A 13,374-nucleotide genomic window follows, 5' to 3' on the forward strand; every position below is an offset into this window, starting at 1 on the left:
GCCGGGACGGCGGCCGGGCGCCGCGGACCGCCCGGGACGGGGTGCCCCGCCATGGAGGGGTCCGGCGCGTGACTACGATGGGCCAGCCGGTGGCCGACAGGGCCGCGCGGCCCCACCGAACCCCGGGAAGGCCATGCTGAACAAGTACGCGCGTGCATTTTTTACGCGTGTCCTCACACCGTTCGCCGCTCTGCTGCTCCGTCTCGGGGTCAGCCCCGACGCGGTCACGCTCGTCGGCACGGCCGGAGTGATGGCCGGTGCGCTGGTCTTCTTCCCGATGGGGGAGTTCTTCTGGGGCACGATCGTCATCACCGTCTTCGTCTTCTCGGACCTGGTCGACGGCAACATGGCCCGGCAGGCGGGGATCTCCAGCCGGTGGGGCGCGTTCCTCGACTCGACGCTCGACCGGGTGGCGGACGGGGCGATCTTCGCCGGGTTCGCCCTCTGGTACGCGGGCGACGGTGACGACAACACGCTGTGCGCGGTCGCGATCTTCTGCCTGGCCAGCGGCCAGGTGGTCTCGTACACGAAGGCCCGCGGTGAGTCGATCGGTCTGCCCGTCGCGGTGAACGGGCTGGTGGAGCGTGCCGAGCGGCTCGTGATCTCGCTGGTCGCGGCCGGTCTCGCCGGACTGCACGGCTTCGGTGTGCCCGGCATCCAGGTGCTGCTGCCGATCGCGCTGTGGATCGTCGCCGCGGGCAGCCTGGTGACGCTGATCCAGCGGGTGGTGACGGTGCGCAGGGAGTCGGCCGAGGCCGACGCCACGGCAGCCGCCACCGGCGGGACGGCGGGACAGGGGAGCGGGACCGCCCAGTGAGCGGCACGGGATCCGATATCAGGGAGCGGCTGACCGACGGGCTCTACGGGCTCGGCTGGGGCGCCGTGAAGAGACTTCCCGAACCGGTGGCCACGCGCCTCTTCCGCACCCTGGCCGACCAGGTGTGGAAGCGCCGGGGCACCTCGGTGCTGCGCCTGGAGTCCAACCTCGCCCGGGTGGTGCCCGACGCGGACCCCGCCCGCCTCGCCGCCCTCTCCAGGGCCGGCATGCGCTCGTACATGCGCTACTGGTCGGAGTCCTTCCGGCTGCCCGCCTGGAGTCCGCAGCGGATCAGGACCTCGGTGGACGTCCAGGACCTCCACCGGCTCACGGAGGGCCTGGACGCGGGCCGGGGCGTCGTCCTCGCGCTGCCGCACCTGGGCAACTGGGACCTGGCGGGCGCCTGGGTCACCACGGAGCTCGGGGTGCCGTTCACCACGGTCGCCGAACGGCTCAAGCCGGAGAGCCTGTACGACCGGTTCGTGGCCTACCGGGAGGGCCTGGGCATGGAGGTCCTGCCGCACAGCGGGGGAGCCGCCTTCGGGACCCTGGCGAGGCGGCTGCGCTCCGGCGGCCTGGTGTGCCTCGTGGCCGACCGGGACCTCTCCGCCTCCGGCGTCGAGGTCTCCTTCTTCGGCGACACCGCGCGGATGCCCACGGGACCCGCGCTGCTGGCCCTGCAGACCGGGGCGCTCCTGCTGCCCGCGACCCTCTGGTACGACGGCACCCCGGTGATGCGGGCCCGGGTCCACCCACCCGTCACGCCACCGGGGACAGGTGACCGCGCCGAGAAGGCGTCCGCCATGACACAGGCGCTGGCCGACGCCTTCGCCACCGGGATCGCCGAGCATCCGGAGGACTGGCACATGCTGCAGCGACTCTGGCTCTCCGACCTGGAACCCCGGGAAGGGACCCCGTGAAGATCGGCATCGTCTGCCCGTACTCCTGGGACGTCCCGGGAGGCGTGCAGTTCCACATCCGCGACCTGGCGGAACACCTGATCCGGCTGGGACACCACGTCTCGGTGCTGGCGCCCGCCGACGACGAGACGCCCCTGCCCCCGTACGTCGTCTCCGCCGGCCGGGCCGTGCCCGTCCCGTACAACGGCTCCGTCGCCCGGCTGAACTTCGGCTTCCTCTCCGCCGCGCGGGTGCGCCGCTGGCTGCACGACGGCAGGTTCGACGTCATCCACATCCACGAGCCGACCTCGCCCTCCCTGGGGCTGCTCGCCTGCTGGGCGGCGCAGGGGCCGATCGTGGCCACGTTCCACACGTCCAACCCGCGCTCCCGGGCCATGATCGCCGCCTACCCGATCCTCCAGCCCGCCCTGGAGAAGATCAGTGCGCGCATCGCGGTCAGCGAGTACGCCCGCCGCACCCTGGTCGAGCACCTCGGCGGGGACGCCGTGGTCATCCCCAACGGCGTGGACGTCGGCTTCTTCGCCGGGGCCGAGCCCAAGGCCGAATGGCAGGGTGGCACGCTCGGGTTCATAGGGCGCATCGACGAACCGCGCAAGGGGCTGCCCGTCCTGATGAAGGCGCTGCCCGCGATCCTCGCCGCCCGGCCGGGGACCCGGCTCCTCGTCGCGGGCCGGGGTGACGAGGAGGAGGCGGTGGCTTCGCTCCCCGAGGAGACGCGCTCGCGCGTCGAGTTCCTCGGCATGGTCAGCGACGAGGACAAGGCGCGGCTGCTGCGCAGCGTGGACGTCTACGTCGCGCCGAACACCGGCGGTGAGAGTTTCGGCATCATCCTGGTCGAGGCGCTGTCGGCGGGCGCGCCCGTCCTCGCCAGCGACCTGGACGCCTTCGCGCAGGTCCTCGACCAGGGAGCCGCCGGCGACCTCTTCGCCAACGAGGACGCGGACGCCCTCGCCTCGGCGGCGATCAGGCTGCTCGGCGATCCGGAGCGGCGGGCGGGGCTGCGGCGGCGCGGCAGCGCGCACGTACGGCGCTTCGACTGGTCCACGGTGGGGGCGGACATCCTCGCGGTGTACGAGACGGTCGCGGACGGGGCGGCGGCGGTGGACACGGACGAACGTACGGGGCTGCGCGCGCGCTTCGGGCTCGCTGCCCGGGACTGAGGGCGCGGGTTCCGGGGGCGGCTGCTCGGCCGGGGGCGGGTTCCGGGGGCGGTCGGCCTGGAACGGGTGCGGGTTCTGTCCTCAAGCGCCGGACGGGCTTGGTGGGCGCGGGTGGGCGTGTGGTTCGTCCGGGGCCGGTGGCCTGGGTCGGTGGGTGGGGTCCGGGGGCCCTCCGGAGTGTCTCCTCGGGCGGCGAACGTTTCCGGTTTCACGTGGGGGTGGCCCGGACTGTGTTCGCCGCCCTGCGGGGACCCTCCTGCACGCCCCCGAACCGGCCGTCGGGCGCCTGCGGGGGTTCTTCGCGTTGGCCTCGTGGTGGTTTTCGCGGGGGCGGGGGTCTCCGCGCCCGCCCTGGGGTGGCGCCGACCGGGGACCGGCTGGTGTTGCCTGGCCGTCCGCCATCCCGGCGCCCGGCCCGCGAGGCACGGTGACGGCAACGGCAGGTGTCCGGCGGGGGGTCGGCGGGCGGGGGCGACCGGCCCCGGGGTGCGTGGCCTGGGCTTCCCGCGCCGCCGGTAGCCTCGGCGCGTGATCGAAACCTTCATCTGGATCGCCGTCGCGCTCTTCGTGATCGGCCTGTACCTCAGCTGGACCGCCGGGCGGCTGGACCGGCTCCACTCCCGTATGGACGCGGCCCGCGCGGCCCTGGACGCACAGCTGCTGCGCCGCGCCTCGGTGACCCAGGAACTGGCCACGTCCGGTCTCCTGGACCCGGCCGCGTCCATCGTGCTGTACGAGGCCGCGCACGCCGCCCGGCAGGCCGAGGAGGAGCAGCGTGAGGTGGCCGAGAGCGAGCTGAGCACCGCCCTGCGGGCCGTGTTCGGTGAGGCGGCCCAGGTCGAGGCGGTCAAGGAGGTCCCCGGCGGGGAGGAGGCGGCGCGGGAACTGGCCGCGGCCGTACGCCGGGTGCCGATGGCACGGCGCTTCCACAACGACGCCGTGCGGGCCGCGCGGGCGCTGCGCAGGCACCGGACGGTGCGGCTGTTCCGGCTCGCCGGGCACGCGCCGTTCCCGCTCGCCTTCGAGATGGACGACGAGCCGCCGGTCGCGCTCGCGGACCGGCCCGGTAGCTGAGCGGGCGGGGCCGAGCGGTCCACAGGATGTCCATTGGCCCTTGCAGTGGACCGGTCGCCGGGCGTTTGCTCGGGGCTGCTGTATTCCGTTCTTTTTCACCCCAGTGAGGTCGATCCGTGTCCACGCTCCCCCGTACCCCGCAGTCCACCGAGGCCCCGGCCACCGGCACCGCCCGCGTCAAGCGCGGCATGGCCGAGCAGCTCAAGGGCGGCGTGATCATGGACGTCGTCAACGCCGAGCAGGCGAAGATCGCCGAGGACGCGGGCGCCGTGGCCGTCATGGCGCTGGAGCGGGTGCCGGCCGACATCCGCAAGGACGGTGGCGTGGCCCGGATGTCGGACCCCAACATGATCGAGGAGATCATCGAGGCCGTCTCCATCCCCGTCATGGCCAAGTCCCGCATCGGCCACTTCGTCGAGGCCCAGGTGCTTCAGTCCCTCGGTGTCGACTACATCGACGAGTCCGAGGTGCTCACCCCGGCCGACGAGGTCAACCACAGCGACAAGTTCGCCTTCACCACGCCGTTCGTCTGCGGCGCCACCAACCTGGGCGAGGCGCTGCGCCGCATCGCCGAGGGTGCCGCGATGATCCGCTCGAAGGGCGAGGCCGGAACCGGCAACGTCGTCGAGGCCGTCCGCCACCTGCGTCAGATCAAGAACGAGATCGCCCGGCTGCGCGGCTACGACAACAACGAGCTCTACGCCGCGGCGAAGGACCTCCGGGCCCCGTACGAGCTGGTCAAGGAGGTCGCCGAGCTCGGCAAGCTGCCCGTCGTCCTCTTCTCGGCCGGTGGCGTGGCCACTCCGGCCGACGCGGCCCTGATGCGCCAGCTCGGCGCCGAGGGCGTCTTCGTGGGGTCCGGCATCTTCAAGTCGGGCGACCCGGCCAAGCGCGCCGCCGCCATCGTGAAGGCCACCACCTTCTACGACGACCCGAAGATCATCGCGGACGCCTCCCGCAACCTGGGCGAGGCCATGGTCGGCATCAACTGCGACACCCTGCCCGAGACCGAGCGCTACGCCAACCGCGGCTGGTAAGCACCGATGACCGACACCCCTGTCATCGGAGTCCTGGCACTCCAGGGCGACGTACGGGAGCACCTGATCGCCCTGGCCTCGGCGGACGCCCTGGCCAGGCCGGTCAGGCGGCCCGAGGAACTCGCCGAGGTCGACGGGCTCGTCATACCCGGCGGTGAGTCCACCGCGATGTCCAAGCTGGCCGTCCTGTTCGGCATGCTGGAGCCCCTGCGCGAGCGGGTGGCCTCGGGGATGCCGGTCTACGGCACCTGCGCCGGCATGATCATGCTCGCCGACAAGATCCTCGACCCGCGCTCCGGCCAGGAGACGGTCGGCGGCATCGACATGATCGTGCGCCGTAACGCCTTCGGGCGGCAGAACGAGTCCTTCGAGGCGGCCGTCGACGTCGCCGGCGTGCCCGGCGGACCCGTCGAGGGCGTCTTCATCCGGGCCCCCTGGGTCGAGTCGGTCGGCGCCCGCGCGGAGGTCGTGGCCGTGCACGGCGGGCACATCGTGGCCGTGCGCCAGGGCAACGCCCTCGCCACGTCGTTCCACCCGGAGCTGACCGGGGACCACCGGGTGCACGCGCTCTTCACCGACATGGTGCGCGCCGTGGGCTGATGCGATCCCGGTAGGATCTCTCGGGTTCGGATCGGTTTTGGTGACGCGAAGGAGAAGGCAGATGTCCGGCCACTCTAAATGGGCTACGACGAAGCACAAGAAGGCCGTGATCGACGCCAAGCGCGGCAAGCTCTTCGCGAAGATGATCAAGAACATCGAGGTCGCGGCCCGCACGGGCGGCGCCGACGTGTCCGGCAACCCGACCCTCTTCGACGCCATCCAGAAGGCCAAGAAGAGTTCGGTCCCGAACAAGAACATCGACTCGGCGGTCAAGCGCGGTGCCGGCCTCGAAGCCGGCGGCGCCGACTACGAGACGATCATGTACGAGGGTTACGGCCCGAACGGTGTCGCGGTGCTCATCGAGTGCCTCACCGACAACCGCAACCGCGCCGCCTCCGACGTGCGGGTCGCCATGACGCGCAACGGTGGTTCGATGGCGGACCCGGGCTCGGTCTCGTACCTGTTCAACCGCAAGGGCGTCGTGATCGTGCCCAAGGGCGAGCTGGGTGAGGACGACGTCCTGGGAGCGGTGCTCGACGCCGGCGCCGAGGAGGTCAACGACCTCGGTGACACCTTCGAGGTGCTCAGCGAGGCCACCGACATGGTCGCGGTCCGCACCGCGCTGCAGGACGCCGGCATCGACTACGACTCGGCCGAGGCCAACTTCGTCCCGACCATGCAGGTCGAGCTCGACGAAGAGGGCGCCCGCAAGATCTTCAAGCTGATCGACGCGCTCGAGGACAGCGACGACGTGCAGAACGTCTTCGCCAACTTCGACGTCTCCGACGAGGTCATGGAGAAGGTCGACGCCTGAGGACGGCGCTGTCCGCGACGGGCCGACGGGACACACCCCCGTCGGCCCGTCGCATTGTCGGTGGCAGCCGATAGCCTGCGGGAACAGATGACCGAGCGGCGGAGGGGGCCCCGACATGCGGGTGCTGGGCGTGGACCCGGGGCTGACCCGGTGCGGTGTCGGAGTCGTCGAGGGGGTCGCCGGCCGCCCACTGACGATGGCCGGCGTCGGCGTGGTGCGCACGCCCCCGGACGCCGAACTCGGCCACCGGCTGGTCGCCATCGAGGCGGGCATCGAGCGGTGGCTCGACGAGTACCGCCCCGAGTTCGTCGCCGTGGAGCGCGTGTTCAGCCAGCACAACGTCCGTACGGTGATGGGCACCGCCCAGGCCAGCGCGGTCGCCATGCTGTGCGCCTCGCGCCGCGGCATCCCGGTCGCCCTGCACACGCCCAGCGAGGTCAAGGCGGCCGTCACCGGGTCCGGCCGTGCCGACAAGGCCCAGGTCGGTGCCATGGTGACGCGGCTGCTCAGGCTCGACGCGCCCCCGAAGCCCGCGGACGCCGCCGACGCCCTCGCCCTCGCCATCTGCCACATCTGGCGCGCACCCGCGCAGAACCGACTGCAGCAGGCCGTCGCCGCACACCGCACGCTGAAAGGCCGTACCGCATGATCGCCTTCGTCTCCGGCCCGGTGGCCGCCCTCGCTCCGACCACGGCCGTGATCGAGGTCGGCGGCATCGGCATGGCCGTCCAGTGCGCTCCCGCGACGCTCGCCGGACTGCGGATCGGCCAGGAGGCCCGGCTGGCCACCTCCCTCGTCGTGCGGGAGGACTCCCTCACCCTGTACGGCTTCGCCGACGACGACGAGCGGCAGGTCTTCGAGCTCCTCCAGACCGCCAGTGGCGTCGGCCCCCGGCTCGCCCAGGCCATGCTCGCCACCCACAGCCCGGACGCGCTGCGCATCGCCGTCGCAACCGGCGACGAGAAGGCGCTCACCGCGGTGTCCGGCATCGGGAAGAAGGGCGCGCAGAAGCTCCTGCTGGAGCTCAAGGACCGGCTGGGCGAGCCCGTCGGCGCGCACATCGGCCAGCAGGGCGCCCCCGCCCTCGGCTCCTCCTGGCGCGACCAGCTGCAGGCCGCGCTGATCGGCCTCGGCTACGCCACCCGGGAGGCCGACGAGGCCGTGAACGCCGTGGCGCCGCAGGCCGAGGCGGCGATCGCCGAGGGAGGCCGGGCCCCCGTGCCGCAGTTGCTGCGGGCCGCCCTGCAGACGCTCAACCGCGCACGCTGACCGCAGGGGCCCGGCGCCCCGCACGCCGGCCGGTACACGCACGGCCCGGCACCGAACCACCCGAGGCGGGACTGACGAGATGAACTGGGACGAGACCGGAACCGACACCGGCGACCTCGCGGACGAGCGGCTGGAGGACCGGCTGGTCGCCGCCGGCGCGGACGGCGAGGACACCGCGGTCGAGGCCGCGCTGCGCCCGAAGGACCTCGACGAGTTCGTCGGCCAGGAGAAGGTGCGAGAGCAGCTCGACCTGGTCCTCAGGGCCGCCCGGGCCCGTGGCGCGACGGCGGACCACGTCCTGCTCTCGGGCGCCCCCGGCCTCGGCAAGACCACCCTGTCCATGATCATCGCCGCCGAGATGAACGCCCCCATCCGGATCACCTCCGGCCCCGCCATCCAGCACGCCGGCGACCTCGCCGCGATCCTCTCCTCGCTCCAGGAGGGCGAGGTCCTCTTCCTCGACGAGATCCACCGCATGTCGCGGCCCGCCGAGGAGATGCTCTACATGGCCATGGAGGACTTCCGGGTCGACGTCATCGTCGGCAAGGGGCCCGGCGCCACGGCCATCCCGCTGGAACTGCCTCCGTTCACCCTCGTGGGCGCCACCACCCGGGCCGGACTCCTGCCGCCCCCGCTGCGGGACCGCTTCGGCTTCACCGGGCACATGGAGTTCTACGAGCCCCCGGAGCTCGAGCGCGTCATCCACCGCTCCGCCGGCCTCCTCGACGTCGCCATAGACGCGGCGGGAGCGGCCGAGATCGCCGGCCGCTCCCGCGGCACGCCCCGGATCGCCAACCGGCTGCTGCGCCGCGTCCGGGACTACGCCCAGGTCAAGGCCGACGGCAGGATCGACCGGGAGGTCGCGGCCGCGGCCCTGCGGGTGTACGAGGTCGACGCCCGCGGGCTGGACCGCCTGGACCGCGCCGTGCTCGGTGCCCTGCTGAAACTGTTCGGCGGCGGACCCGTCGGCCTGTCCACCCTCGCGGTCGCGGTGGGGGAGGAGCGCGAGACGGTCGAGGAGGTCGCCGAGCCCTTCCTCGTCCGCGAAGGGCTGCTCGCCCGCACCCCGCGCGGCCGGGTCGCCACCCCCGCGGCGTGGGCCCACCTCGGGCTCGTGGCGCCGCAGCACGGCGCAAAGGGACAACAGGGCCTGTTCGGGGCGTGATGCGTCACAGGTTTTCCCCGAGGGGGAACCACGGTGCCATGCTGGGCGTTGTTCCAATGATGCGGACTCGCTTAGACTCCGCCGATGCCGCCCGTACAGGTCGGTGTACCCACCCCCGTAGATCAGGCCGTCTGTCAGCGCGGTCGTGCGAAGGAAGTTCCGTCCCGTGAGTCTCGTGACCCTCCTCCCCTTCATCGTGCTCATCGGGGCCATGTTCCTGATGACCCGGTCCGCCAAGAAGAAGCAGCAGGCGGCTGCGCAGATGCGCAACGACATGCAGCCCGGCACCGGCGTCAGGACGATCGGGGGCATGTACGCCACCGTCAAGGAGATCCTGGACGACACGGTCGTCCTCGAGGTCGCGCCCGGCGTCCACGCCGTCTACGCCAAGAACTCCATCGGCGCCGTCCTGGACGACGCGGAGTACAACCGCATCGTCCACGGCGACGACGACCACGAGGTCGACGGAGCGGTCGTGCCGGACGACGCCTCCTCGCTCACCGCCGAGCCGGCGGACGGGAAGGACGACGCGGACGAGGCGAGGACGGACCTGACCAAGAAGGCCGAGATCGACCTCGCCGCGCCGAAGGACTCCGAGAAGAAGGACGCCAAGGCCGACGACGAGGGCGACGCGAAGTAGCTCCACGATCCCGGGACGCCGGACGCCTGCGGGTGTCCGGCGTCTCTCGGGCCGTGGGGCCTTCTGCGGGGTCGGGTCCCCACAACACTTAGCGGCCGCTCGGGCGCGTACCCGGCGCGGGGCGGTTGGACAGGGAGAAACGAAAAGGTGGCAGCACCGAAGAAGGGCCGGGGATCAACCGGTGGACAGGGCAAGCCGGGCCGTGCCCTGGCTCTGATCCTCATCGCCATGGTCGCGCTCACCGGCGGGATGTTCCTGTCCGGTCACACCACGCCCCGGCTTGGTATCGACCTGGCGGGCGGCACCTCGATCACGCTCAAGGCGAAGAGCCAGCCGGGCAAGCCCGACGCGATCAACGAGACCAACATGAACACCGCGGTCAGCATCATCGAACGCCGTGTCAACGGTCTGGGCGTGTCCGAGGCCGAGGTCCAGACCCAGGGCAAGTCGAACATCATCGTCAACATCCCCAAGGGGACGAACTCGAAGCAGGCACGGGAACAGGTCGGAACGACCGCCCAGCTCTACTTCCGCCCCGTGCTCACCGTCGCCGGGGGCGAACCCACGCCCACCGGTTCGGCGAGCCCGTCCCCGAGCGGTACCGGGAAGCCGAGCGCCACGCCCAGTGCGAAGGCGAGCGACCCGGAGACCGCCTCCGACGGCAAGGGCACGCCCGCGGCCAGCGCCACCACCCAGGGCCGCGCCGTCACCGGCGCCCTGAAGAAGGACCCGACGCCCGGCGCGAGCGCCTCCGGGAAGCCGGCGGACACCCCCCCTGCCGCCAGTGGCACGCCCGATCCGGCCACCGCCGCGCTGGAGAAGAAGTTCACCGCGCTGGACTGCCGTGACGCGGCCGCCCGCGCCAAGGCCGGCGACGCCGTCAAGCCCGAGGACCCCACGGTCGCGTGCAGCTCCGAGGGCGACGCCAAGTACCTCCTCGGCCCGGCCGAGGTCTCCGGCACGGACGTCGACGACGCCAAGGCCCAGTTCGACCAGCAGCGCGGCATCTGGCTCGTCTCGATGGAGTTCACCGACAAGGGCTCCAAGAAGTTCCAGACGATCACCAAGAAGCTGTCCGCCCAGCAGTCGCCGCAGAACCAGTTCGCGATCTCCCTCGACGGTGAGGTCGTCTCGGCCCCCCAGGTGAACGAGACGCTCAGCGGCAGCGCCGAGATCTCCGGCAGCTTCACCCAGCAGTCCGCCGAGGACCTGGCCAACGTCCTGTCCTACGGTGCGCTCCCGCTCTCCTTCACCGAGGACACGGTCACCACCGTCACCGCCGCGCTCGGTGGCGAGCAGCTCAAGGCCGGCCTCATCGCCGGTGCCATCGGGCTGGCCCTCGTCGTGATCTACCTGGTGGCCTACTACCGAGGCCTGGCGGTCATCGCGCTCCTGAGCCTCCTGGCCTCCGGCATCCTGACCTACACGATCATGGCGCTCCTCGGCCCGGCCATCGGCTTCGCGCTCAACCTGCCCGCCGTGTGCGGTGCCATCGTGGCGATCGGCATCACGGCGGACTCGTTCATCGTCTACTTCGAACGCATCCGGGACGAGATCCGGGAAGGCCGTACGCTCCGTCCGGCCGTCGAGCGGGCCTGGCCCAGGGCCCGGCGCACCATCCTCGTCTCCGACTTCGTGTCGTTCCTCGCCGCCGCGGTGCTCTTCCTCGTCACGGTCGGCAAGGTCCAGGGCTTCGCGTTCACGCTCGGTCTCACGACCCTGCTCGACGTGGTCGTGGTGTTCCTCTTCACCAAGCCGGTCATGACGCTCATGGCCCGCACGAAGTTCTTCGCCGACGGCAACTCCTGGTCCGGTCTGGACCCGAAGCGGCTGGGCGCGAAGCCTCCGCTGCGCCGTACACGCCGTGTCAACGCCCGCACCGACCACCCGAAGGAGGCCTGAGATGTCGCGACTCGGCAATCTCGGCGCCCGGCTCTACCGAGGCGAGGTCGGCTACGACTTCATCGGCAAGCGCAAGATCTGGTACGGCGTCTCGATCCTGATCACCATCACGGCCATCGTCGGCCTGGCGGTCAGCGGCCTGAACATGGGCATCGAGTTCAAGGGCGGGGCGGTCTTCACGACCGACAGCAAGGCGAAGGTCTCGGTCTCCCAGGCACACGAGGACGCGGTCGCGGCCTCCGGCCACGAGGCGATCGTCCAGGAGCTCGGCAACGGCGGCCTCCGGATCCAGATCACCGAGGTCGACACCGACAAGGCCGACCAGATCAAGGCCCAGCTCTCCGACGACCTCGGGATCCCCGAGGCGGAGATCAACGCGGACCTCGTCGGCCCCAGCTGGGGTGAGCAGATCGCCAACAAGGCGTGGACCGGTCTCGGCATCTTCATGGTCCTGGTGGTGGTCTACCTGGCCATCGCCTTCGAGTGGCGGATGGCCATCGCCGCCCTCGTGGCGCTGATCCACGACATCACCATCACGGTCGGCATCTACGCCCTCGTCGGCTTCGAGGTCACCCCGGGCACCGTGATCGGCCTGCTGACGATCCTCGGTTACTCCCTGTACGACACGGTCGTCGTCTTCGACAGCCTCAAGGAGGGCACGAAGGGGATCACCAAGCAGACCCGCTGGACCTACAGCGAGATCGCCAACCGCTCGATCAACGGCACGCTGGTGCGCTCCATCAACACGACCGTCGTCGCACTGCTGCCGGTCGCCGGTCTGCTGTTCATCGGTGGCGGTGTCCTCGGCGCCGGCATGCTGAACGACATCTCGCTCTCGCTGTTCGTCGGTCTCGCGGCCGGTGCGTACTCCTCGATCTTCATCGCCACTCCGCTGGTCGCCGACCTCAAGGAGCGCGAGCCGCAGATGAAGGCGCTGAAGAAGCGCATCCTGGCCAAGCGGGCCGCCGCAGCGGCCAAGGGGGAGTCCCCCGACGACGGCGACGACCGGGCGCAGGACTTCGGCCCGGAGGACGGGACCGCCGAGACGGCCGGAGCCACCGGCGCCGTCGTCGGCCAGCGCCGCCAGCCCGGCGGCCACGGCCGGACGCCGGGCAACCGCCGATGACGAGCGCGGCCGCGTCGACCCGGGCCCTGCTGCTCAGCCGGATCCGTGACGTCCCGGACTACCCGAAGCCGGGCGTCCTCTTCAAGGACATCACCCCGCTCCTCGCGGACCCGGTCGCGTTCACCGCGCTCACCGACGCCCTCGCCGAGCTCTGCGTGCGGCACGGGGTCACCAAGGTCGTGGGTCTGGAGGCGCGCGGGTTCATCCTGGCGGCGCCGGTCGCGGTCCGGGCCGGCCTCGGCTTCGTGCCCGTGCGCAAGGCCGGGAAGCTGCCCGGGGCCACACTGGCCCAGGCCTACGAGCTGGAGTACGGCACGGCGGAGATCGAGATCCACGCCGAGGACCTGTCCGCCGAGGACCGCGTCATGGTCATCGACGACGTCCTGGCCACCGGCGGCACCGCGGAGGCCTCGCTGGAGCTGATCCGGCGGGCCGGCGCACAGGTCGCGGGCGTGTCCGTCCTCATGGAACTCGGCTTCCTCGGAGGCAGGGCCCGGCTCGGAACGGGACTGCGCGGCGCACCGGTCGAGGCACTGATCACGCTCTGACCGGCACACCGATCACGCTCCGGCCCCGCACGCCGAGCGGTGGCGCAGGACCGCACAGGAAGGGCACCCGGGAACACCCGGGTGCCCTTCCGCGTTGTGCGGGTTCCGCCGTCCCCGGGCGAGGTCCGGCCGGGGGGTCGATACCATGGGGTTTCCGGGGAGCCCGGATCCGCACGAGGAGCGCTCTTGCCAGACGAGGCCCGTCCAGTCGCCGCCGCGCAGCCCGACAAGCCCGCGACGGCCCCCGCCACGCCCGCGGAGGCGCAGCCCGCCCCGGCGGGCGACCCCGGGGCCCGCGAGCC

Annotated in this window: 14 protein-coding genes; all 14 read left to right on the top strand. The window is 71.8% G+C overall.

Features of this window, described 5'->3' with window-relative positions; translation table 11 throughout:
* Positions 1-133: 133 nt before the first annotated feature.
* The 14 genes from pgsA (at position 134) to ABZ371_RS19215 (ending at position 13,072) form a co-directional block, all read left to right on the top strand.
* Complete coding sequence (gene pgsA, locus ABZ371_RS19150) at positions 134-817, top strand: phosphatidylinositol phosphate synthase (protein ID WP_358680813.1); 684 nt, start codon at positions 134-136, stop codon at positions 815-817.
* Positions 814-1,737, top strand: coding sequence for a phosphatidylinositol mannoside acyltransferase (locus tag ABZ371_RS19155; protein WP_358680816.1), 924 nt, complete (start codon positions 814-816; stop codon positions 1,735-1,737). Before pgsA ends, ABZ371_RS19155 begins: the two co-directional genes overlap by 4 nt.
* Positions 1,734-2,897 carry a glycosyltransferase family 4 protein gene (locus ABZ371_RS19160; protein WP_358680819.1) on the top strand — a complete coding sequence of 388 codons (1,164 nt, stop codon included), beginning with the start codon at positions 1,734-1,736 and terminating at the stop codon, positions 2,895-2,897. Before ABZ371_RS19155 ends, ABZ371_RS19160 begins: the two co-directional genes overlap by 4 nt.
* A 528-nt stretch (positions 2,898-3,425) precedes the next feature.
* Complete coding sequence (locus tag ABZ371_RS19165) at positions 3,426-3,971, top strand: hypothetical protein (protein WP_358680822.1); 546 nt, start codon at positions 3,426-3,428, stop codon at positions 3,969-3,971.
* Between the two features lie 116 nt (positions 3,972-4,087).
* Complete coding sequence (gene pdxS / locus ABZ371_RS19170) at positions 4,088-5,008, top strand: pyridoxal 5'-phosphate synthase lyase subunit PdxS (RefSeq protein WP_358680825.1); 921 nt, start codon at positions 4,088-4,090, stop codon at positions 5,006-5,008.
* Between the two features lie 6 nt (positions 5,009-5,014).
* The gene (pdxT, locus tag ABZ371_RS19175; RefSeq protein WP_358680828.1) at positions 5,015-5,608 is read left to right on the top strand and encodes a pyridoxal 5'-phosphate synthase glutaminase subunit PdxT; all 594 of its coding nucleotides are present in this window, start codon (positions 5,015-5,017) and stop codon (positions 5,606-5,608) included.
* A gap of 61 nt (positions 5,609-5,669) precedes the next feature.
* A complete protein-coding gene (locus tag ABZ371_RS19180) occupies positions 5,670-6,422 on the top strand; it encodes a YebC/PmpR family DNA-binding transcriptional regulator (RefSeq protein ID WP_329035552.1) in 753 nt (250 codons plus the stop codon).
* Positions 6,423-6,537: 115 nt separating this feature from the next.
* Positions 6,538-7,071, top strand: coding sequence for a crossover junction endodeoxyribonuclease RuvC (ruvC, locus tag ABZ371_RS19185; RefSeq protein WP_358680831.1), 534 nt, complete (start codon positions 6,538-6,540; stop codon positions 7,069-7,071).
* The gene (gene ruvA / locus ABZ371_RS19190; RefSeq protein ID WP_358680834.1) at positions 7,068-7,691 is read left to right on the top strand and encodes a Holliday junction branch migration protein RuvA; all 624 of its coding nucleotides are present in this window, start codon (positions 7,068-7,070) and stop codon (positions 7,689-7,691) included. Before ruvC ends, ruvA begins: the two co-directional genes overlap by 4 nt.
* A gap of 79 nt (positions 7,692-7,770) precedes the next feature.
* Positions 7,771-8,856 (top strand): Holliday junction branch migration DNA helicase RuvB, encoded by a 1,086-nt coding sequence (ruvB, locus tag ABZ371_RS19195; protein ID WP_358680837.1) that lies wholly within the window; start codon positions 7,771-7,773, stop codon positions 8,854-8,856.
* A 166-nt stretch (positions 8,857-9,022) separates the two neighbouring features.
* Positions 9,023-9,496: a preprotein translocase subunit YajC gene (gene yajC / locus ABZ371_RS19200; RefSeq protein ID WP_358680840.1), complete on the top strand. Its 474-nt coding sequence runs from the start codon at positions 9,023-9,025 to the stop codon at positions 9,494-9,496.
* 147 nt (positions 9,497-9,643) lie between these two features.
* Positions 9,644-11,398, top strand: coding sequence for a protein translocase subunit SecD (secD, locus tag ABZ371_RS19205; RefSeq protein ID WP_358680842.1), 1,755 nt, complete (start codon positions 9,644-9,646; stop codon positions 11,396-11,398).
* A gap of 1 nt (position 11,399) precedes the next feature.
* On the top strand, positions 11,400-12,524 hold the full coding sequence (secF, locus tag ABZ371_RS19210; RefSeq protein WP_358680845.1) for a protein translocase subunit SecF: 1,125 nt from the start codon (positions 11,400-11,402) through the stop codon (positions 12,522-12,524).
* Complete coding sequence (locus tag ABZ371_RS19215; RefSeq protein ID WP_358680848.1) at positions 12,521-13,072, top strand: adenine phosphoribosyltransferase; 552 nt, start codon at positions 12,521-12,523, stop codon at positions 13,070-13,072. The genes secF and ABZ371_RS19215 overlap by 4 nt, the downstream gene beginning before the upstream one ends.
* Positions 13,073-13,374: the final 302 nt, after the last annotated feature.

Source organism: Streptomyces sp. NPDC005899 (assembly GCF_040629645.1).
Taxonomy (GTDB): Bacteria; Actinomycetota; Actinomycetes; order Streptomycetales; family Streptomycetaceae; genus Streptomyces.

Excerpts from the sequence above, each read along its gene's own strand:
- pgsA (WP_358680813.1), top strand. The coding sequence starts at position 134 with ATGCTGAACAAGTACGCGCGTGCATTTTTTACGCGTGTCCTCACACCG.
- pdxT (WP_358680828.1), top strand. The coding sequence starts at position 5,015 with ATGACCGACACCCCTGTCATCGGAGTCCTGGCACTCCAGGGCGACGTA.
- ABZ371_RS19180 (WP_329035552.1), top strand. The coding sequence starts at position 5,670 with ATGTCCGGCCACTCTAAATGGGCTACGACGAAGCACAAGAAGGCCGTG.
- ruvC (WP_358680831.1), top strand. The coding sequence starts at position 6,538 with ATGCGGGTGCTGGGCGTGGACCCGGGGCTGACCCGGTGCGGTGTCGGA.
- ruvA (WP_358680834.1), top strand. The coding sequence starts at position 7,068 with ATGATCGCCTTCGTCTCCGGCCCGGTGGCCGCCCTCGCTCCGACCACG.
- ruvB (WP_358680837.1), top strand. The coding sequence starts at position 7,771 with ATGAACTGGGACGAGACCGGAACCGACACCGGCGACCTCGCGGACGAG.
- secF (WP_358680845.1), top strand. The coding sequence starts at position 11,400 with ATGTCGCGACTCGGCAATCTCGGCGCCCGGCTCTACCGAGGCGAGGTC.
- ABZ371_RS19215 (WP_358680848.1), top strand. The coding sequence starts at position 12,521 with ATGACGAGCGCGGCCGCGTCGACCCGGGCCCTGCTGCTCAGCCGGATC.